Source organism: Paraburkholderia sp. AV2, assembly GCF_054968425.1.
Genome location: NZ_JBANLK010000006.1, coordinates 23,175 through 42,800, shown reverse-complemented (window position 1 = coordinate 42,800; position 19,626 = coordinate 23,175). Strand labels below are relative to the sequence as shown.

The 19,626-nt window shown below is 65.5% G+C and carries 15 protein-coding genes and 1 other RNA gene; 7 read left to right on the top strand and 9 right to left on the bottom strand.

Features of this window, described 5'->3' with window-relative positions; all coding sequences use genetic code 11:
* Positions 1-101: 101 nt before the first annotated feature.
* On the top strand, positions 102-1,397 hold the full coding sequence (gene tcuC / locus V8683_RS06525; RefSeq protein ID WP_411188906.1) for an MFS transporter: 1,296 nt from the start codon (positions 102-104) through the stop codon (positions 1,395-1,397).
* A 24-nt stretch (positions 1,398-1,421) separates the two neighbouring features.
* On the opposite strand, the gene V8683_RS06520 is transcribed toward tcuC, so the two are convergent.
* Entirely contained in the window at positions 1,422-3,329 is a 1,908-nt protein-coding gene (locus V8683_RS06520; RefSeq protein ID WP_411188907.1) for a tetratricopeptide repeat protein, read from the bottom strand.
* Positions 3,330-3,457: 128 nt separating this feature from the next.
* Between V8683_RS06520 and V8683_RS06515 the strand changes: the two genes are divergently transcribed.
* The 3 genes from V8683_RS06515 to V8683_RS06505 all read left to right on the top strand — a co-directional run bounded on the left by V8683_RS06515 (position 3,458) and on the right by V8683_RS06505 (position 6,570).
* Positions 3,458-3,784 (top strand): ArsR/SmtB family transcription factor, encoded by a 327-nt coding sequence (locus tag V8683_RS06515; protein ID WP_411188908.1) that lies wholly within the window; start codon positions 3,458-3,460, stop codon positions 3,782-3,784.
* Positions 3,784-4,812, top strand: a complete 1,029-nt coding sequence (locus tag V8683_RS06510) for a cation diffusion facilitator family transporter (protein ID WP_411188909.1) — start codon at positions 3,784-3,786, stop codon at positions 4,810-4,812. The genes V8683_RS06515 and V8683_RS06510 overlap by 1 nt, the downstream gene beginning before the upstream one ends.
* Positions 4,813-4,893: 81 nt before the next feature.
* A complete protein-coding gene (locus V8683_RS06505; protein WP_411188910.1) occupies positions 4,894-6,570 on the top strand; it encodes an FAD-dependent monooxygenase in 1,677 nt (558 codons plus the stop codon).
* A gap of 30 nt (positions 6,571-6,600) precedes the next feature.
* Here V8683_RS06505 and V8683_RS06500 read toward each other — a convergent pair whose 3' ends face one another.
* From V8683_RS06500 to V8683_RS06485, 4 genes are read right to left on the bottom strand one after another with little or no spacing between them, the layout of a single operon-like run.
* Positions 6,601-6,840 (bottom strand): formate dehydrogenase subunit delta, encoded by a 240-nt coding sequence (locus V8683_RS06500; protein WP_411188911.1) that lies wholly within the window; start codon positions 6,838-6,840, stop codon positions 6,601-6,603.
* 4 nt (positions 6,841-6,844) lie between these two features.
* Positions 6,845-9,784 (bottom strand): formate dehydrogenase subunit alpha, encoded by a 2,940-nt coding sequence (fdhF, locus tag V8683_RS06495; RefSeq protein ID WP_411188912.1) that lies wholly within the window; start codon positions 9,782-9,784, stop codon positions 6,845-6,847.
* A gap of 13 nt (positions 9,785-9,797) precedes the next feature.
* On the bottom strand, positions 9,798-11,366 hold the full coding sequence (locus V8683_RS06490) for a formate dehydrogenase beta subunit (RefSeq protein WP_411188913.1): 1,569 nt from the start codon (positions 11,364-11,366) through the stop codon (positions 9,798-9,800).
* Complete coding sequence (locus tag V8683_RS06485; RefSeq protein ID WP_411188914.1) at positions 11,363-11,881, bottom strand: NAD(P)H-dependent oxidoreductase subunit E; 519 nt, start codon at positions 11,879-11,881, stop codon at positions 11,363-11,365. The genes V8683_RS06490 and V8683_RS06485 overlap by 4 nt, the downstream gene beginning before the upstream one ends.
* Before the next feature lie 131 nt (positions 11,882-12,012).
* On the opposite strand from V8683_RS06485, the gene V8683_RS06480 reads away from it, so the two are divergent.
* Both V8683_RS06480 and V8683_RS06475 read left to right on the top strand, forming a co-directional pair.
* On the top strand, positions 12,013-13,098 hold the full coding sequence (locus tag V8683_RS06480) for a substrate-binding domain-containing protein (protein ID WP_411188915.1): 1,086 nt from the start codon (positions 12,013-12,015) through the stop codon (positions 13,096-13,098).
* Positions 13,099-13,203: 105 nt separating this feature from the next.
* The gene (locus tag V8683_RS06475) at positions 13,204-13,470 is read left to right on the top strand and encodes a hypothetical protein (RefSeq protein WP_411188916.1); all 267 of its coding nucleotides are present in this window, start codon (positions 13,204-13,206) and stop codon (positions 13,468-13,470) included.
* A gap of 109 nt (positions 13,471-13,579) precedes the next feature.
* Here the strand turns inward: V8683_RS06475 and ssrA are convergent.
* From ssrA to ompA, 4 genes are all read right to left on the bottom strand, one after another.
* Positions 13,580-13,949: a transfer-messenger RNA gene (ssrA, locus tag V8683_RS06470) on the bottom strand.
* Positions 13,950-14,040: 91 nt separating this feature from the next.
* The gene (gene gph / locus V8683_RS06465; RefSeq protein ID WP_411188917.1) at positions 14,041-14,772 is read right to left on the bottom strand and encodes a phosphoglycolate phosphatase; all 732 of its coding nucleotides are present in this window, start codon (positions 14,770-14,772) and stop codon (positions 14,041-14,043) included.
* Between the two features lie 28 nt (positions 14,773-14,800).
* Positions 14,801-15,499 (bottom strand): bifunctional 2-polyprenyl-6-hydroxyphenol methylase/3-demethylubiquinol 3-O-methyltransferase UbiG, encoded by a 699-nt coding sequence (gene ubiG, locus V8683_RS06460; protein ID WP_411188918.1) that lies wholly within the window; start codon positions 15,497-15,499, stop codon positions 14,801-14,803.
* 171 nt (positions 15,500-15,670) lie between these two features.
* Positions 15,671-16,318, bottom strand: a complete 648-nt coding sequence (ompA, locus tag V8683_RS06455; RefSeq protein ID WP_411188919.1) for an outer membrane protein OmpA — start codon at positions 16,316-16,318, stop codon at positions 15,671-15,673.
* A 542-nt stretch (positions 16,319-16,860) separates the two neighbouring features.
* Between ompA and gyrA the strand changes: the two genes are divergently transcribed.
* Positions 16,861-19,473, top strand: coding sequence for a DNA gyrase subunit A (gyrA, locus tag V8683_RS06450; protein WP_411188920.1), 2,613 nt, complete (start codon positions 16,861-16,863; stop codon positions 19,471-19,473).
* Positions 19,474-19,626 lie beyond the last annotated feature (153 nt).

Genomic DNA, 19,626 nt, shown 5'->3' with positions numbered 1-19,626 from the left:
CGCTGGGCGCGCCCGCGTGACGCTCCGCTCGCGGGCTTTCTGTTTCACTGTCTGCCCAGCCGGCCACGCAGGGTGCGGCGGACGCCTCCTTTGAGAACGTCATGTCTACCGCGCCTCACGCTGCTTCCAGGGAATCCCGAGCTCGGACCGTGTTTCGCGTCACGAGCGGCAACTTCCTGGAAATGTACGACTTCATGGTCTATGGCTATTACGCTTCGGCGATTGCCAGGGCCTACTTTCCGAGCAACAATCCCTTCGCCTCGCTGATGCTGGCGCTGTCGGTGTTCGGCGCGGGTTTCCTCGTGCGGCCGCTCGGTGCCATTATTCTCGGCGCGTATATCGACCATCACGGCCGCCGCAAGGGCCTCATCCTTACGCTCGGCCTCATGGCGCTCGGCACGCTCACCGTCGCCGTCGTTCCGGGCTATGCGACGATCGGCTTTTTCGCGCCGCTGCTCGTGTTGTGCGGGCGCCTGCTGCAGGGCTTTTCCGCGGGCGTGGAGCTGGGCGGTGTCTCGGTCTATCTCTCGGAGATGGCGACCAAAGGCAACAAGGGCTTCTATGTGTCGTGGCAGTCGGGCAGCCAGCAGGTGGCCGTCGTGTTCGCCGCGCTGCTCGGCGTGTCGCTGCACCGCATCCTGCCTGTCGAGGAGATGACCTCGTGGGGCTGGCGCGTGCCGTTCATCATCGGTTGCTGCATCGTGCCGTTCCTGTTCCTGATTCGCCGCTCGCTGCAGGAAACGGAAGAGTTCGCGCACAAGAAGCATCGCCCGTCGATCGGCGAGATCATGAACTCGATGATCCAGAACTGGGGCACCGTGCTCGGCGGCATGGGCATGGTCATCATGACGACCGTGTCGTTCTACATGATCACCGCCTACACGCCGACCTTCGGCAAGGAAGTGCTCAAGCTCAGCGAAGTCGATACGCTCGTCGTGACGATCTGCATCGGCCTCTCGAATCTGTTCTGGCTGCCGGTTTCGGGCGCCATATCTGATCGCATTGGTCGTCGCCCTGTGCTGCTTGCCTTCACCGTTCTCACGATCCTCACCGCCTATCCGGCCGTGCAATGGCTCGTCGCCGATCCGTCATTCGGCCGGCTGCTGATGGTCGAGATGTGGCTCTCGTTCCTCTATGGCTGCTACAACGGCGCAATGGTCGTCGCGCTCACGGAAGTCATGCCGCCCGACGTGCGCACGGCCGGCTTCTCGCTGGCGTACAGTCTCGCGACGACGATCGGCGGTTTCACGCCGGCCATCTCGACCTATCTGATCCATGTGAGCGGCAACAAGGCCGCGCCGGGAGCGTGGATGGGCATCGCGGGCGTCTGCGGCCTCATTGCGACGCTCGTGCTCTATCGCACTGCGGAAGCACGCAATCAGTACAAGACCGTTTGACGAGTGCGGTCCCCGGTACGGCAGTCAGGCGTCGCGCAATTCCCGCGCGACGTCTTCCACGACTTCCGCCCATGCGCCGGGCCGGGGCTGACGCACGAGCCGCGCGCGCGGATACCAGGGGCTCGTGTCGGTGTCCGTGAACCAGCGCCAGTCTGCCGCGAACGGCAGCATCAGCCAGAGCTTCGCGCCTAGCGCGCCTGCCAGGTGCGCGATCGACGTGTCGATCGACACCACGGCATCCAGACGCTCGATTACCGCAGCCGTATCGGCGAAATCGGCGACCTTCAGGCCGAGGCGGTGGATCGAGCGCGCGCGCGGGTGAGCGCCGAGCGCGGCGTGGTCGGCGTCGCTCAATTGCGGTTGCAGCACGATCCAGTCGATACCTTCGAGTGCGAACAGCGGATCGAGTGCGGCCAGCGCCAGCGAACGATTTTCCTGCTTCTGGAGTCGGCCCGACCACGCGATGCCGATCTTGCGCTTCGCCTGCCCGCCGAGCGAGCCGCGCCACTTGCGCCGGTAGGCGGCCGGTGCCTCGAGGTACGGCTTGCGGCCGGGCAGGGCGTCGAAGGTCGTGCCGAGTGTGAGTGGCAGGGAAAGCAGCGGGCAGTACAGGTCGGCGGCCGGGCGCGGCGCCCCTTGGGCGATCAACGTCACACGCGCGGTTTCCACGACGGGCGCGATGAGCGGCAGCAACTGCGGCTGCACCTCGAGCACGACGCGTCCCCCCCTGTCCGCGACGAGCGGCACGAAGCGCACGAACTGCAGGGTGTCGCCGAAACCCTGCTCGGCCTGGATCAGCAGTGTCCGGCCGTCGAGCGGCTCGCCGCGCCAGCGCGGCAGGGCGTCGGCGGGCGCGCCGGTGAGGGGGGGGGATGCGGCATGCGAGGCTATCGTCGCCTGGTACTGCGCCGGTCCGCGCGAGGCCGGATCGAGGCGCCATTCGTATTCGGGCAGGCCGCGGCGGAAGTCGCCCATCGTGAGCCAGGCGAGCGCGCGGTTCAGATGCGCGGCGGCAAGCTCGGGACGCAGACGCAGGGCTTCGTCGAAGGCCCGCACGGCGGCTGCGTGCCGGCCCAGCGCATGGTGCGCCGTGCCGAGCCCAAGCCAGGCCAGCGCAAACTTCGGGTCGAGGCCGACGGCGCGCTCATAGGGACCGATGGCCTCGTCGTGACGGCCAAGCGACGCGAGCGCGGTGCCGAGGCCGAACAGCGCCGGCGAGAAACGCGGCTGAAGCGCGAGCGTGGCTTCGAATACCGTGACGGCCTCGGCGTGCTGGCCCATAGCGTCGAGCGTGTTCGCGAGATTGAAGTGCGCGGCGACGAAGCGCGGCTGCGCCGCCAACGCGGCGCGGAACTGGACGAGTGCGCCCTCGGTATCGCCGAGCGCATTCAGCGACATCCCGAGATTGTTGTGGGCACCCGCGTGGCTCGGGCGGATTTTCAGCGCGCGGCGGAACGAATCGGCAGCTTCGCTGTAGCGCCCGAGCGCGTGGTAGGCGTTGCCGAGATTGTTGTGCGAAGACGCGTCGCCCGGCTGCAGTCGCACCGAATGGCCGAACGAGAACATGGCGTCCTCGTGGCGGCCCAGCGCCGCATAGGCGTTGCCGAGGTTGTAGTGCGCGAGCGCGAAGGCCGGTGAGAGCGTGAGCGCGTTGCGAAAACGCTCGATGGCGGCTTCGAGCTGGCCGAGCGCCTTCAGGGCGTTGCCCAGATTCAGTTGAAGCGCGGCGTCGTCCGGGCGCAGGTCCACCGCACGGCGCACGAGGTCCGCCGCTTCCGCGTGCTGGCCCTGCTGGTGCCGCAGCACGCCGAGCAGGTGCAGCGCATCGACGTGCACGGGATCGGCGGCGAGCGTCGCGCGATAGTCGCGCTCGGCGTCGTCCAGCCGTCCGTCGCGATGTGCGGCGTACGCGCGGAAAAAAACCTGTTCCATGACCGGCAGGGGCAAGACCTGAATAAAACAAAGGCAGCATTTTCCCATACTCGAACGAGTGCCCCCGACACTTGACAGGAGATCCTGTAAGTCTTTAACATGTGAACACATATTCATATGTTTGATTAATGACCCTGTCTACACGCTTCGACGACGAGCGTATCGCGCCGCTCGCCGATCTCTTTCGCTTGCTGGGCGACCCTACGCGCCTGCGCATCGTGCTCGCTTGCGTGCACGACCGGCTTTCCGTTGGCGCGATCGCGGAGGTGCTCGGGCTTTCGCAATCGCTCGTCAGCCACCACCTGCGACTTTTGCGCGCAGCACGCATCGTGCGTGCGGAGCGCGAGGGCAAGCAGGTGTTTTACATGGCCGCCGATGCGCATATCAGCACGATGCTCGCGGGAATGCTCGAACACGTCGGCGAGCCCGCTGCCGAATATCAGGAGTCCGTCTGATGAGCGACGATCGCAAACAACGAAGCGCTGTCGAAGCGCACGATCACGATCATGACCACGATACCCACGCGGGCCACGATCACGGCGGCCACGATCACGCGGGGCACAACCACGGCCATGGTCACGGCCACCACCACCATGCCCCCGTAGCCGGCCATGGGCGCGCCTTTGCGCTGGCTGTTGCGCTGAACATCGTGATCGTCGCCGTGCAGGCCGTATACGGCGTGATTGCCCATTCGACGGCACTGCTCGCCGATGCCGGCCACAACCTGTCCGATGTCCTTGGCCTGCTGCTCGCCTGGGGCGCGATCTGGCTTGCCACGCGCCGCCCGTCGGCACGCTTCACGTTCGGCTTTGGCAGTTCGTCGATTCTGGCTTCGCTCGCGAACGCGACGCTGCTGCTCATCGCCTGCGGCGCCATCATTGCCGAGGCAATCGGCCGGTTGTTGACGCCAGCGCCGGTGGCCGGGCTCGACGTGTTCGTCGTCGCCGTGGTCGGCATGGTGGTCAACGGGTTCTCGGCGTGGCTCTTCATGCGCGGGAGCAAGGACGATCTCAACGTGCGAGGCGCATTCCTGCACATGGCCGCCGACGCCGGCGTTTCGGCGGCAGTCGCCGTGAGCGGCCTCGTGATTCTCTTCACGGGCTGGAACGGGATCGACCCGATCATGAGCATCGTGGTCGTGCTCGTGATCGTCTACGGCACGTGGGGTCTGTTGCGCGAGTCGGTGCGGCTCGCGCTTGCGGCGGTGCCCGAAGGCGTGGATGTGGAGCGCATTCGCGTGTTCCTCGCGCAGCAGGAGGGGGTGACCGACGTGCACGATCTGCACGTCTGGGCGCTCTCGACCACGGGCAACGCATTGAGCGCGCACCTCGTGATGCCTGGCGGCCATCCGGGCGACGCCGCGCTCGACGGCATCGTCCAGGTGCTCGGCGTGCGCTACAGCATGAAGCACGTCACGCTGCAGGTCGATATGGGAACGTCGCAACACCGCTGTTCGCTCGACGTCGTTCCGCACGCGCACTGATTCAGCGGCAAGCGGCACCGGCCCGGTCCGCGCCGGTGGCGGGCGTACACTACGGTTCATGTCGACCGCATGGAGGCCTGCATGACCGTGGCTTCTTCCTCGCCGCCCGTGCTCATCGTCGGGGCGGGACCGACGGGTCTTGCCGCCGCGCTTGCCCTCGTCCGCGCGCGCATTGCGGTCCGCCTGATCGATCGCACGCCCGAGCCGGGACATCACACGCGCGCCATCGGCATTCAGGCCCGCACGCTCGAACTCTTCGAGCAGCACCGTATCGTCGAACCCTTCCTCGAACTCGGCCACCGCGCGCATGCGGCCAATCTCTACTCGAACGGCCAGCGCCGGGCGCGGCTCGACTTCGATCCGCTCTTCACGCGCTATCCCTATCTGCTGTTTCTCGACCAGACCGTCACCGAACGCATTCTCGCCGAGCGCCTTGCGGCGTCCGGCGTCGAGATCGAGCGCGGCTGCGAGTTGCTCGAATTCACACAGGGCTCGGCGGGCGTGAGCGCCGAGGTGCGCTGTCCCAATGGCCGTATCGAATCGATCCGCGCCGCGTATCTGATCGCCGCCGATGGCGCGCATAGCACCGTGCGCCACAAGCTGGGGATGAAGTTCGAAGGCGAGACGCTGGAGCAGTCGTTCCTGCTCGCCGATGTCGGTGCCGGGACGCCCTGGCCCGACGACGAGTTCCATGTGTTCGCATCGAGCGACGGACTGGCCGCGCTGTTTCCGTTCGGCGAGGGACGCTGGCGCCTGATCGCCGATCACAAGGCCGTGCTGCCTGCCGCGCCGGAAGGGACGATGCCGGTCCCCACGCTCGACGAATGCCGCGCGATCGTCGGGCAGCGCATCCATCATCCGGTCTCGCTCTCGGAGATGACCTGGGCCTCGTATTTCGGCGTGAACAGCCGCATGGTGCGTCAGATGCGCGTGGAGCGCGTTTTCTTCGCCGGCGACGCGGCCCACGTGCACAGCCCCGCGGGCGCGCAAGGGATGAACACCGGCATACAGGAGGCGTTCAACCTCGGCTGGAAACTGGCCCGAGTGCTGACGGGCGGTGCGCCCGAGCGCCTGCTCGACACTTACCACGCGGAGCGCCATCCGATCGAGCGGCTCGTCCTGCAGCAGACGAGCTTCATGACCCAACTGGTGGAGGCCGATCATGGGCCGCTGAAGCTGCTGCGCGAGCGCGTGATGCCTGTGCTCGTCGCGCTAGGGCCGTTGCGCGATGCGGCGCGCGAGGCGGTGAGCGAGCTGTCGATCCAGTACCGGCGCAGTCCGCTTACGCTCGAGCATGGGCTAGACGGCGGACCGCGCGCGGGAGAACGCGCCCCCGATGCGCTGGCGCGCGTGATCGACGGGCCGTTCGGCAATGCGCCCGGTACGGGGCGCATTTTCGATCTGCACGACCCGGCGAGTTTTTCGTTGTTTCTGCTCGTCGATGGAGAGCCTGGGCGCGTGGCCCGGGACGACGATGCGGCGCTCGCGCGTTTCGTCGAAGCGGTCGAGCGGCTGCTGCCGCAGGCCTTGCGCGTCTGGCGGCTCAGCGATGCGCCGAGGGGCGGAACGACGCCCAAAGGCGAGGGCGCGCCAACGCTCGCCGAATCGTATGGACGTACGCGGCCCGCGTTCTACCTCGTGCGGCCCGACGGATATCTCTGCGCGCGCGGGCGTCCGTCGTCGGATCTCGACGGGCTGCTGCGTCACTGCGAGACCTGGTTCGCGCCGAATGGCGCCGCGCAGGGCCCCGTCGCGTGACGTGCGAAGACGGCAGCCCGTCCGGTTCGATCAGGCCGCCACGGGCGTCAGCGATTCGCGATACTTCGTCAGCGCCGCGAGGACGATTGCCGAAAGGCCGGCCTCCGCCGCACCGCTATCGAGCGCGGCCAGCAGCGTGCGCCGCATGCGCGGTTCCCAGAAGCGCCGGATGTGTTCGGCAATGCCCGTGAGCGCCTCGTCGCGATCGGGCAGCGACTCGAAGAACAGGCCGATCTGGTTGGCCATTTCGAACAGATGGTCGACATTCATGGCGTTATTTCCCTGAAGTCGTGGCAGCCGCTTCCACGCGCTGGCGGTGCAGTTCGAGCTGCTCGGCGCTGAAGCGCGAATAGTCGCGCTGCCATTGCGACGGCTGCTGCACGTGGCTGACCTGGACGGCCGTCACCTTGTACTCGGGGCAATTGGTCGCCCAGTCGGACGATTCCGTCGTGATCACGTTCGCGCCCGATTCGGGGAAGTGGAACGTGGTGTACACCACGCCCGGCTGCATGCGCGTGCTCACCTTCGCGCGCAGCACCGTCTGACCGGCGCGCGACTCGATGCCCACCCAGTCGCCGTCGCGGATGCCGCGATCCTCGGCGTCCACCGGATGGATCTCCAGGCGATCCTCTTCGTGCCAGCGCGAGTTCTCGGTGCGGCGTGTCTGCGCGCCCACGTTGTACTGCGAGAGGATGCGCCCCGTCGTGAGCAGCAGCGGATAGCGCCGCGTGATCTTCTCGGGTGTCGCGATGAACTTCGTGATCACGAACTTGCCCTTGCCGCGCACGAACGTGTCGACGTGCATGATCGGCGTGCCATCGGGCGCGTTCTCGTTGCAGGGCCACTGGATGCTGCCGAGCTCGTCGAGCCGCTCGTACGAAACGCCGTGGAAGGTGGGCGTGAGGCGAGCGATCTCGTCCATGATCTGCGACGGGTGCGTGTAGTTCATCTCGTAGCCCAGCGCGCGGGAGAGCAGAATCGTGGCTTCCCAGTCGGCGTACCCGGCCAGCGGCGGCATCACCTTGCGCACGCGCGAGATGCGGCGCTCGGCATTGGTGAACGTGCCGTCCTTTTCGAGGAACGACGAACCCGGCAGCAGCACGTGCGCGTACTTCGCCGTTTCGTTGAGGAAGATGTCCTGCACGACGATGCATTCCATCGACGAGAGCGCCGCCGCCACATGCTGCGTGTTCGGGTCGGACTGCACGATGTCTTCGCCCTGGCAGTAGAGCCCCTTGAAGCTGCCGTCGAGCGCGGCTTCGAACATGTTCGGGATGCGCAGGCCCGGCTCGGCCTGCAGCGCGACGTGCCAGGCGTCCTCGAAGAGGGTGCGCGTGGCGGTGTCGCCCACGTGACGGTAGCCCGGCAGCTCGTGCGGGAACGAGCCCATGTCGCACGAGCCTTGCACGTTGTTCTGGCCGCGCAGCGGATTCACGCCCACGCCCTCGCGGCCGATGTTGCCCGTGGCCATGGCGAGGTTCGCGATGCCCATCACCGTTGTCGAGCCCTGGGCGTGCTCCGTGACGCCGAGGCCGTAGTAGATCGCGGCGTTGCCCGCCGTGGCGTAGAGGCGCGCGGCCTTGCGCACGTCCTGCGCCGGTACGCCCGTAACGGCTTCCATCGCTTCCGGCGAGTTCTCGGGCAGCGCGACGAAATCGCGCCACTGCTCGAAGGCGCGCATTTCGCAGCGTTCGGCGACGAACGCCTCGTCGACGAGACCTTCGGTGACGATCACGTGCGCGAGCGCGTTGACGATCGCGACGTTCGTGCCGGGACGCAGCGGCAGGTGATGCTCCGCCTTCACGTGCGCCGTATCGACGATGTCGATGCGGCGCGGATCGACGACGATCAGCTTGGCGCCCTCGCGCACGCGGCGCTTCAGGCGCGAGCCGAACACGGGGTGGCCGTCGGTGGGATTGGCGCCGATCACCATGATGACGTCGGTGTGATCGATCGACGCGAAGGTCTGCGTGCCTGCCGATTCGCCGATCGTCGTCTTCAGGCCGTAGCCCGTGGGCGAGTGGCACACGCGGGCGCAGGTGTCGACGTTGTTGTTGCCGAACGCGGCGCGCACGAGCTTCTGCACGAGATACGTTTCTTCATTCGTGCAGCGCGACGACGTAATGCCGCCGATCGAGTCGCGGCCATACTTGTCCTGGATGCGCTGGAATTCGCTGGCCGCGTAGCGGATCGCCTCGTCCCAGCTCACTTCGCGCCAGGGATCGGTGATCTTCGCGCGGATCATCGGCTTCTTGATGCGGTCCTTGTGGGTGGCGTAGCCCCACGCGAAGCGACCCTTCACGCAGGCGTGGCCTTCGTTCGCCTGGCCGTTGCGGTGCGGTACCATGCGCACGACCTGGTTGCCTTTCATTTCGGCCTTGAACGAGCAGCCCACGCCGCAGTAGGCGCAGGTCGTCACGACCGAATGCTCGGCCTGGCCGAGCATCACGACGCTCTTTTCCTGCAGTGTCGCGGTCGGGCACGCGGCCACGCACGCGCCGCACGAAACGCACTCCGATTCCATGAACGGCTCGTCGACGCCCGCGGCCACGCGCGATTCGAAGCCGCGCCCGGCGATCGTCAGCGCGAACGTCCCTTGCGTTTCCTCGCACGCGCGCACGCAGCGGTTGCAGACGATGCACTTCGACGGATCGTAGGTGAAGTACGGGTTCGATTCGTCCTTCTGGTCGGCGAGGTGATTGGCGCCTTCGAATCCGTAGCGCACCTCGCGCAGCCCCGTTACGCCCGCCATGTCCTGCAGTTCGCAGTTGCCGTTGGCGGGACAGGTGAGGCAGTCGAGCGGGTGATCGGAGATATAAAGCTCCATCACGTTGCGGCGCAGTTGCTGCAGACGGTCGCTTTGCGTGCGCACTTTCATGCCCGCTTCGACCGGCGTCGTGCACGACGCCGGGTAGCCGCGGCGCCCCTCGATCTCGACGAGGCACAGGCGGCACGAGCCGAACGGCTCGAGCGTGTCGGTGGCGCAGAGCTTCGGCACGTTCACGCCGGCCTCGATCGCGGCGCGCATGACGGACGTGCCCGCGGGCACCGTCACGGCCTGGCCGTCGATTTCGAGCGCGACGTCCACATCGGCGTGGCGCAACGGCGTGCCGTAGTCGGTGTCGTCGAACGGCGAGCGTGGTTTCATCGCCTGCGACTTGCAACTGCACGCGCCGGAACCGCATCCGGCGTTGGGAATGAGCGCGTCGGACATGCTGGCTCCTGAATCAGGCCGCCGCCGCAGGGGCAGTGGGGTGGGCTGCGGGTTCGAGGCCGAAATCTTCGGGGAAATGGTTCAGTGCGGAGAGCACCGGGTAGGGCGTCATGCCGCCCATTGCGCAGAGCGAGCCGGCCATCATCGTGTCGCACAGGTCGCGCAGCAGCGTGACCTGTTTCTCCGAGGTGTCGCCCTGGCGGATCTTCGCGATCACTTCCACGCCGCGCGTCGAGCCGATGCGGCACGGCGTGCATTTGCCGCACGATTCGAGCGCGCAGAACGCCATCGCGTATTGGGCGAGCTCCGCGAGATTCGAGGCGTCGTCGTGAACCACGAGACCCCCGTGTCCCACCACGGCACCGACGGCCGCATACGCTTCGTAGTCCATGGGAATGTCCCACTGGCTTTCGGGCAGATAGGTGCCGAGCGGGCCGCCTACCTGTACGGCGCGAGCCGGGCGGCCGCTCGCCGTGCCGCCGCCGTAGTCGAACACGAGTTCGCGCAGCGTGACGCCGAACGCGAGCTCGACGAGCCCGCCGCGCGCGATGTTGCCCGCAAGCTGGAACGGCAGCGTGCCGCGCGAGCGGCCCATGCCGAAATCCTTGTAGAACGCTGCACCCTTCGCGAAGATCACCGGCACCGTGGCGAGCGTGATGACGTTGTTGATGACCGTGGGCTTGCCGTACAGACCCGCGAGCGCGGGCAGCGGCGGCTTCGCGCGCACGATGCCGCGCTTGCCTTCGAGCGACTCGAGCAGCGCGGTTTCCTCGCCGCATACGTAAGCGCCGGCGCCTTTCGCTACGAAGAGATCGAACGGCTTGCCGCTGCCCAGCACGTCTGTGCCGAGCCAACCCGCCGCGCGTGCGCGCCGGATCGCTTCTTCGAGCGCGGCAATCGCATGCGGGTATTCGCTGCGCACGTAGATATGCCCCACGCTCGCACCGACGGCGATGCCCGCGATCGTCATGCCTTCGATCAGCACGTATGGATCGCTTTCCATGATGAGACGATCGGAGAACGTGCCCGAGTCGCCTTCGTCGGCATTGCAGACGATGTACTTCTGATCCGCCTGCGCGTTCGCGACGGTGCGCCACTTGATGCCCGCCGGGAACGCTGCGCCGCCGCGTCCGCGCAAGCCGGATTCGATCAGCGCTTCGCAGGCGGCGGCGCCCGTCGTCGCGAGTGCCTGGCGTAGTCCTTCGAGGCCGCCGTGCGCGACGTAGTCGTCGGTGGAGAGCGGGTCGGTGATGCCGATGCGCGCGAAGGTGAGGCGTTGCTGCTTGCCCAGATACGGAATCTGCTCGACGAGGCCGACGCTGCGCGCGTGCTGGCCGCCCTGCAGAAAGCCGGCGTCGAACAGCGCAGCGATGTCCGCTGCTTCGACGTTGGCATAGCCGACGCGGCCATCGGGCGTTTCCACTTCGACGAGCGGTTCCAGATAGAGCAGGCCGCGCGAACCGTTGCGCACGAGTTCGATGGCGTCGCCGCGCGCGGCGGCTTCGCGTTCGATGGCCCCGGCGACCGCATCGGCGCCGAGGGCGAGCGCCGACGAGTCGCGGGGAACGTAGACGCGGATCATGCGGCCTCCTTTGCGCCGACGGCCGCGGCCATCGCGGCGCCGAGGAGTGCGTCGAACTTCTGCGGCGTCACTTTCGCGTGCAGCGTGCCGTTGATCGTCATCGCCGGCGAGAGCGCGCACTGGCCGAGACAGTAGACCGATTCCAGCGCGACCTGCCCGGTGGCCTCGCGCGCGGTTTGCCCATCATGGCCGTGCGCCTGCGCGAAGCGGCAGCCCGTATGCGCTTCGGCGTGCCGGGCCAGCGCCTCGCTGCCCATGCTGCGGCATGCCTCGGCACGGCAAAGCTGAACGGTGACGGCCGCCGGCGGCGCCGTGCGGAAGTGGTGGTAATAGCTGATGACGCCATGCACCTCGGCCCGCGACAGATTCAGGGCTTTCGCAAGCGGCACGATGGTTTGGGGCGGCACGTAGCCGGTTTCGTCCTGGATCGCATGCAGGATCGCGAGCAGGGTGCGCCCTGGCAGCGTGTGCCGGCGCACGAGTTCGTCGGGCGCGATAGGTGTCGTCTCGTCCAAGGTGGGGTACCTCCTGGAGCAAATATGCACTTGTTATTCATAAAGTGCGCATATATGCTGCCGTTGTCTCGTTGTGTGAACGAACGATAGGCCGATGTATTGGGTTTCGCAATAGGAAGGGCGAATTCATAATGATCAAGGTCGAATGCCAGGCGCAACTCGTCGTGCGCGATGCGGAAGGGCGTGAGGCAAGCCTGACGGACGTTGTGCCGCTGCTCGCGCTGGTCGCCGAGGAAGGCAGCATCGCGCAGGCCGCACAGCGTAAGGGTTTGTCCTATCGGCATGCGTGGGGCCTGCTGCGCGAGGTGGAAGAGCGTCTGGGCGGCGCGTTGATCGCCAAGGCGCGTGGCCGTGGATCGGTCCTCTCGGAACTCGGCGAGGCGGTGCTGCGCTCGCAGCGGCTGTGCGGCGAGCGTCTGCAAGGCAACCTGCAGGCGCTGGCGAGCGAAGTGGCGAGCGACCTCAATCGCTGGCTCGTGCCGCATGCGCTCGATCTGCGCATTCATGCCTCGCACGGTTACGCCGTGGCCTCGCTGGTGACGGCGCTGGTCGCGCAGCAGTTACCGGTGGAGATCAAGTATCGCGACAGCGTCGACGCCATTACGGCGCTCGCGCGCGGCGAGTGCGATCTGGCCGGCTTTCACCTGCCGCGCGGGGACTTTCGCGCGGCCTGCGCCGATGCATATCGCGGTTGGCTCGATCCCCAGCGGCATGTCTTCATCCATCTGACGCGGCGCAAGCAGGGCCTCTTCGTTGGCCGCGGCAACCCGAAGCAGATCGCCGGGCTAGCCGATCTCGCGCGCGGCGACATCCGCTTCGTAAACCGGCAGCCGGGCTCGGGCACGCGGATGCTGATCGATCTGCTGCTGACGCGCATCGGCGTCGATCCCGGACGGGTCAATGGCTACGCGTCGTCGGAACTGACCCATTCGGCGATTGCCGCCTTCGTTGCGAGCGGCATGGCCGACGTGGGGTTCGGGGTCGAGCCGGCGGCGCATCATTTCGGGCTCGACTTCATGCCAATCGCCGATGAAGATTACTATTTCGCGTGCGATCGGGCCCAGTTGGAGCGGGAGCCGCTGGCTGCCGTACTGGCGCTGCTGCGCGGCGCTGCGTTCCGCCAGAATGTCGCGCGCCTCGAAGGCTACGATCCCGCCGACTGCGGCAAGGTCGTGGCGCTCGACGCCGGCTGGGCCGGACTGGAGCCGGCGCTGTAATGCGATGCAATTAGCGGGTACTGCAGCCGACGGTGCTTTCTGTGATACTTTCGGGCGGGTATTGGCCTTCTCGTTTCAGATGCGCGCCACACGCGCCGATCGACCATGAAATTCCTGTTTAATGTTTGTGCTGCTGCCGCGACTGCGGGAGCCTTGTTCGCCACTGTTTCGATCGCCTTTGCGCAGAATTCGCCGGGCCAGCCCGACGGTATTCTCAGCGACGAATTCCGTCTGCAGCAACATCCGCAGTTGCCGTTCGCGGCTTCGGCGCCGTCGAACAAATATCAGCACGGTGCGCCTTCGGAAATGCGCAAAAAGGGCGATATGGGAGATCCGAACGGCTGTAATCTGCAGTGTCCGGACGACAATTGAGGGATTGAAGCCGGCCGTGTACGACGTGCCTGCCGGCTGCGGCGCGTAAAAAGAAAAACTCGCGAGGCCCGTAAGGGCGCCGCGAGTTTTTCTTTTGAGGCGGGAATTCTGGTGGAGCCGGCGGGAATCGAACCCGCGTCCAAAGGCAGTCCACACCCAGTTCTACATGCGTAGTTCTGTCGTTTGATTTAACCGCAGCGACGCGGACGAACACGCTGCGCTACGGCGATTCACTAAATTTTCGACTCTGCCGTCGTGACGCCGACAGAGCTTAACTGACGTAAATGACCTCTGGCGGTATTGCTACCGGTCTTGCGACGCTAACCCGTCAGTGAGCCAGGCAGAGGACGGCGGCCCTTAGGCTGCCAGTGCGAACGTATCGTCGTTTGCAGTTACGTTTTTCCCATTGATTAACGAGGTGACGGGTCCTCGGCATGCCCTGACTGCTTCATAACCCCTGTCGAAACCAGGTCGGCCCCAGAGGAAGGATCAATTATCCCATAGTTCGCCGGATGAGGCGAACCGCGCCCGTTTCAACAGGCGCGGGCTGCATCAAGGAATCGGCGGGATTTAGTCCGGCCGTGCTGCCTTTCCGACCGGCTTGAGCAAGTCGAGCAGCGCCGCGGTCGTTTCAGCGATGTAGTGCGCGTTCCATTGCGACGGCGGAACCTCGTTGCCGCAGTAGCCGTAGGCGGCGGCGATCGTCGCCATTCCGGCAGCCGCGCCCGCCTGCACATCGCGCGCGTCGTCTCCGACATAGACCACACGCTGCGGCTCGACGCCGATTACCTCGGCCGCATGCAGCAGCGGCGCCGGGTGCGGCTTGGAGTAGGGCGTGGTGTCGCCGCTGACGACGCATGCAGCCCGCGCGTCGAGATGCATGAGCTTCACGAGCGGATCGGTCAGGCGTGCGACCTTGTTGGTCACGATGCCCCAGCGCACGCCACGCGCGTCGAGGTCGTCGAGGACGGTGTCGATGCCCGGAAAGAGGGCCGTCTCGACGCGCAGGTTCGCCGCGTAGTTGGCGAGGAATTCCTCGCGCATCGCCGCGAAATCGGGATGGTCAGGGCCAATGCCAAATGCCCCGCCGATCAGACCGCGTGCGCCCGCCGAGGCGAGCGGCCGCAGCCGTTCGAGCGGCGCAGGCGCGAGACCGCGTGCGTGACGCATCTGATTCACGGCGGCGGCGAGGTCCGGGGCGGTATCGGCTAGCGTGCCGTCGAAGTCGAACAGGACGGCGTCGCAGGCGGCGAGCGCCACGCCGTTGCCGGATGCGGCGTCAATGAGAGTCGATGCAGTCATATCGGAGAGGGGGGTACCTGTTGCCGCGTCAGCCCTCGCGCCGGCACGCGATCATGTAGTTGACGCTGGAGTCGTTCGAGAGCGAGAAATGCCGCGTCAGCGGGTTGTAGGTGATGCCTTTGATCTCGACGAGGCGCAAACCGGCGAGGCGCACGAAGCCGGCGAGCTCGGAGGGGCGAATGAAGCGCGCGTAGTCGTGCGTGCCTTTGGGCAGCATCTGCGCGATGTATTCGGCGCCGATCACGGCGAGCAGATAGGCCTTCAGGTTGCGGTTGAGCGTCGAGAAAAACACCCAGCCGCCCGGCTTCACGAGGGTGGCGCAGGCTTGAACGATGCCGGCAGGATCCGGCACGTGCTCGAGCATTTCCATGCAGGTCACGGCGTCGAACGAGGCGGGCTCGCGTGCTGCGAGCGCTTCCGCGGCGATTTCTTCGTAATCGACCGTGACGCCGCTTTCGAGGCTGTGCAGATCGGCGACGCCCAGCGCCTCGCGGGCGAGGTCGATGCCTTTCACGGTGGCGCCCAGCCCGGCCATCGACTCGGACAGGATGCCTCCGCCGCAGCCGACGTCCAGCACGCGCTTGCCGGTGACGTGCGCGTGCGCGTCGATCCAGCCAAGGCGGACAGGGTTCAGTTCGTGGAGCGGCTTGAATTCCGCGTTCGGGTCCCACCAGCGATGAGCAAGATCGCTGAATTTCTGCAGTTCGTGGGGATCGGCATTGGTCATGTCGGAGCGGCCTGAAGCGCGGGGGCGGATGGGTGAGGATAAGGCCTGAGTATATAGGCGGGCTCCGATGGCGGCAAAATGCCACGCACCTTCGCAGTGCCTCTCAGGACGTGAAGAATAAAAAAGCCCCGCCGAAGCGGGGCTTTGAGACTTTCAGTCGCGACTCGCGAATTACTGCTTCTGCGTGCCGACAACTTCGACTTCCACGCGACGATCCGGTGCGAGGCAGGCGATGAGAGCCTTGTGGTTCTTCTGGTTGCAGCCCGTCGTGACCGGGTTGCGCTTGCCCTTGCCTTCCGTGTAGACACGGTCGGCCGGCACGCCCTTGCTGACCAGGTACGCCTTGACGGCTTGCGCACGGCGCAGCGACAGACGGTCGTTGTACGCGTTCGAGCCGATGCGGTCGGTGTAGCCGGTTGCAACGACGACTTCCAGGTTCAGAGCTTCGATCTTGCTTGCCAGATCGTCCAGCTTTTCCTTGCCGGCCGGCTTCAGGATAGCCTTGTCGAAGTCGAACAGAGCGTCAGCCTGATACGTGATCTTCTGGCTCGTGATGGCCGGCGGCGGCGGCGGAGCGACCGGCGGCTGCGGTGCCTGGGCGACCAGCGCGCCATCGCACTTGGCGTTGGCCGTGGCCGGCGTCCAGAACGCATCGCGCCAGCAAAGCTCGTTCGTGCCGTTCATCCACACCCACTCGCCCGTACCATTCACCCAGTTGTCATTGACGGCTTGTCGCGACGCCGGCACCGACTGTGCCTGAGCGGATGCAGCCATGACTGCGGTAGCTGCAATGAACGCGAGCTTTGAAAGTTTATTCATATTTCTCCTCTCGAAATTGAGATTACCGCAGGTTTACTGCGAGCCATATGACGAAGACAAGTCATACATTGCTCGAAGTATAACATTGGCGCGTTGCAGCGAACGTGTTGTGTAGACTTCGAGCAGCGTCTAACTTTGTGCGTTGGCATTTTGCCATATCGTTCCCGTCGTACGATAAAAAAAATCCGCCCCTTTCTTTGCGATCGATCGAATGTGGTACACCCGCAACAAAAAGTTCCCGCGGGATACCCTGGTATGGCGCCTGATTTCGGGCAGGTCCCGCAAACGGGCGGGTGCTGCACTGCGGATATCCTGGCGGCTCCTCGCCGGAGTCGCCGGATGGCGCTCAGGTGGCGTTCTGAGCGGTTCGGCGCCACCCCTCTAATAGGTATACGTAGAGCGAAGTCGGGGGTGTCGTGCGTGGTAGAATCGCGTGATGCGCTGCGTCCGCGGCGTCCATGCGACAGCAGGGTGCGCTTTTGCGTTGCTGCCTCCGGGTAGCATCGCGCGTGCCTCGCGTGTGCCTGTATACGACATCGATAATGGATCAATTCGCCAAAGAGACTCTGCCTATCTCCCTCGAGGAGGAAATGCGCCGCTCGTATCTCGACTACGCGATGAGCGTGATTGTCGGGCGGGCGCTCCCGGATGTTCGCGACGGCCTCAAGCCCGTGCACCGGCGCGTGCTCTACGCGATGCACGAACTGAACAACGACTGGAACCGCGCCTACAAGAAGTCGGCGCGTATCGTCGGCGACGTCATCGGTAAATACCATCCCCACGGCGACACGGCTGTCTACGACACGATCGTCCGCATGGCGCAGAATTTTTCGCTGCGCTACATGCTGGTGGACGGCCAGGGTAATTTCGGTTCGATCGACGGCGACAATGCCGCCGCGATGCGGTACACCGAAATCCGCATGGCGAAGATCGGTCACGAACTGCTGGCCGACATCGACAAGGAAACGGTCGATTTTGGGCCGAACTACGACGGCAGCGAAAGCGAACCGCTGATCCTGCCCGCGCGCATCCCGAACCTGCTCATCAACGGTTCGTCGGGGATCGCGGTCGGCATGGCCACGAACATTCCGCCGCACAACCTGAACGAAGTCGTCGATGCTTGTCAGCATCTTCTGAAGAATCCGCAGGCGTCGATCGACGAACTCATCGAAATCATTCCGGCGCCCGATTTTCCGACCGCCGGCATCATCTACGGTGTCTCCGGCGTGCGCGACGGTTATCGCACCGGCCGTGGCCGGGTGGTGATGCGCGCGGCCACGCACTTCGAGGAAATCGATCGCGGTCAGCGCATGGCGATCATCGTCGACGAACTGCCGTACCAGGTGAACAAGCGGTCGCTGCTGGAACGTATCGCCGAACTCGTCAACGAGAAGAAGCTCGAAGGCATTTCCGATATTCGCGACGAATCCGACAAGAGCGGCATGCGCGTCGTGATCGAGCTCAAGCGCGGCGAAGTGCCCGAGGTTATCCTCAACAATCTGTACAAGGCGACGCAGCTGCAGGACACGTTCGGCATGAACATGGTCGCGCTGGTAGACAACCAGCCGAAGCTGCTGAACCTGAGGGAAATGCTCGAGCATTTCCTGTCGCACCGCCGCGAGGTGCTGACGCGGCGCACTGTATACGAACTGCGCAAGGCGCGCGAACGCGGCCACGTGCTGGAAGGCCTCGCCGTCGCGCTCGCGAACATCGACGAGTTCATTGCGCTCATCAAGGCCGCGCCTACGCCGCCTATCGCGAAGCAGGAACTCATGAACCGCTCGTGGGATTCGTCCCTCGTGCGCGAAATGCTCGCGCGCGCCGAGACCGAAAACTCGGCGGCGGGCGGCCGCGAGGCGTATCGCCCGGAAGGGTTGAACCCGCAGTACGGCATGCAGGGCGACGGTCTCTATCGTCTGTCCGATACCCAGGCGCAGGAAATCCTGCAGATGCGTCTGCAGCGCCTAACGGGGCTGGAGCAGGACAAGATCATCGGCGAGTACCGCGACGTGATGGCCCAGATTGCCGACCTGCTCGACATTCTTGCACGCCCCGAGCGCGTAACGGTCATGATCTCCGACGAACTCACCGCGATCAAGAGCGAATTCGGCGACGAACGCCGTTCGAAGATCGAGATGAACGCGACCGAGCTCAACACTGAGGACCTGATCACGCCGCAGGACATGGTCGTGACCATGTCGCACGCGGGTTACGTGAAATCGCAGCCGTTGTCCGAATATCGCGCCCAGAAGCGCGGAGGTCGCGGCAAGCAGGCCACCTCGATGAAGGACGACGACTGGATCGACACGCTCTTCATCGCCAACACCCACGACCACATCCTGTGCTTCTCGAATCGCGGGCGCGTCTACTGGGTGAAGGTCTACGAAGTGCCGCAGGGCTCGCGCAACTCGCGCGGCCGGCCGATCGTCAACATGTTCCCGCTCCAGGACGGTGAAAAGATTACGGTTGTCTTGCCGGTCAAGGAGTTTTCGGCCGACAAGTACGTCTTCATGGCGACCGCGCTCGGTACCGTGAAGAAGACGCCGCTCGAGGCCTTCAGCCGCCCGTTGCGCAAGGGTATTATTGCGGTCGGCCTCGATGACGGCGATTACCTGATCGGCGCGGCCATCACCGACGGCGAACACGACGTCATGCTGTTCTCCGACGCCGGCAAGGCCGTGCGCTTCGACGAGAACGACGTGCGCCCGATGGGCCGCGAAGCGCGCGGCGTGCGCGGCATGCAGCTCGAAGAGAGTCAGCAGGTCATCGCGCTCCTCGTGGCGGGCGACGAGCAGCAGTCGGTGCTCACCGCAACCGAGAACGGCTACGGCAAGCGCACCCCGATCACCGAGTACACGCGCCACGGGCGCGGTACGAAGGGGATGATCGCGATCCAGACGTCGGAGCGCAACGGCAAGGTGGTCGCAGCGACGCTCGTGGACCCGGAAGCCCAGATCATGCTGATCACGACGACAGGCGTGCTGATTCGCACGCGTGTTTCCGAGATACGCGAAATGGGCCGCGCGACGCAAGGTGTTACACTCATCAGCCTTGACGAAGGCACGAAACTCTCCGGCCTGCAGCAGGTCGCAGAGGCCGACGGGGAAGGCGAAGCGGGTGATGCCGAGCCGGGCGAGGGTGAAAGCCAGGAGTAAGCAGGCGTGATGCAAAGCGACGGTCCGCGAGATGCGGGCGGGCCAGCGCAGGAAGGTCCTGAAATGGTGCCGGGCGGATCCGGCTGCGGGCGACCGTCTTCGAGTGAAGACGGTGCCGCGCGGGTCTGAGTTTGTCCCTGAATGGTCCGTCTG

Excerpts from the sequence above, each read along its gene's own strand:
- tcuC (WP_411188906.1), top strand. The coding sequence starts at position 102 with ATGTCTACCGCGCCTCACGCTGCTTCCAGGGAATCCCGAGCTCGGACC.
- V8683_RS06520 (WP_411188907.1), bottom strand. The coding sequence starts at position 3,329 with ATGGAACAGGTTTTTTTCCGCGCGTACGCCGCACATCGCGACGGACGG.
- V8683_RS06515 (WP_411188908.1), top strand. The coding sequence starts at position 3,458 with ATGACCCTGTCTACACGCTTCGACGACGAGCGTATCGCGCCGCTCGCC.
- V8683_RS06510 (WP_411188909.1), top strand. The coding sequence starts at position 3,784 with ATGAGCGACGATCGCAAACAACGAAGCGCTGTCGAAGCGCACGATCAC.
- V8683_RS06505 (WP_411188910.1), top strand. The coding sequence starts at position 4,894 with ATGACCGTGGCTTCTTCCTCGCCGCCCGTGCTCATCGTCGGGGCGGGA.
- V8683_RS06500 (WP_411188911.1), bottom strand. The coding sequence starts at position 6,840 with ATGAATGTCGACCATCTGTTCGAAATGGCCAACCAGATCGGCCTGTTC.
- fdhF (WP_411188912.1), bottom strand. The coding sequence starts at position 9,784 with ATGTCCGACGCGCTCATTCCCAACGCCGGATGCGGTTCCGGCGCGTGC.
- V8683_RS06490 (WP_411188913.1), bottom strand. The coding sequence starts at position 11,366 with ATGATCCGCGTCTACGTTCCCCGCGACTCGTCGGCGCTCGCCCTCGGC.
- V8683_RS06480 (WP_411188915.1), top strand. The coding sequence starts at position 12,013 with ATGATCAAGGTCGAATGCCAGGCGCAACTCGTCGTGCGCGATGCGGAA.
- V8683_RS06475 (WP_411188916.1), top strand. The coding sequence starts at position 13,204 with ATGAAATTCCTGTTTAATGTTTGTGCTGCTGCCGCGACTGCGGGAGCC.
- gph (WP_411188917.1), bottom strand. The coding sequence starts at position 14,772 with ATGACTGCATCGACTCTCATTGACGCCGCATCCGGCAACGGCGTGGCG.
- ubiG (WP_411188918.1), bottom strand. The coding sequence starts at position 15,499 with ATGACCAATGCCGATCCCCACGAACTGCAGAAATTCAGCGATCTTGCT.
- ompA (WP_411188919.1), bottom strand. The coding sequence starts at position 16,318 with ATGAATAAACTTTCAAAGCTCGCGTTCATTGCAGCTACCGCAGTCATG.
- gyrA (WP_411188920.1), top strand. The coding sequence starts at position 16,861 with ATGGATCAATTCGCCAAAGAGACTCTGCCTATCTCCCTCGAGGAGGAA.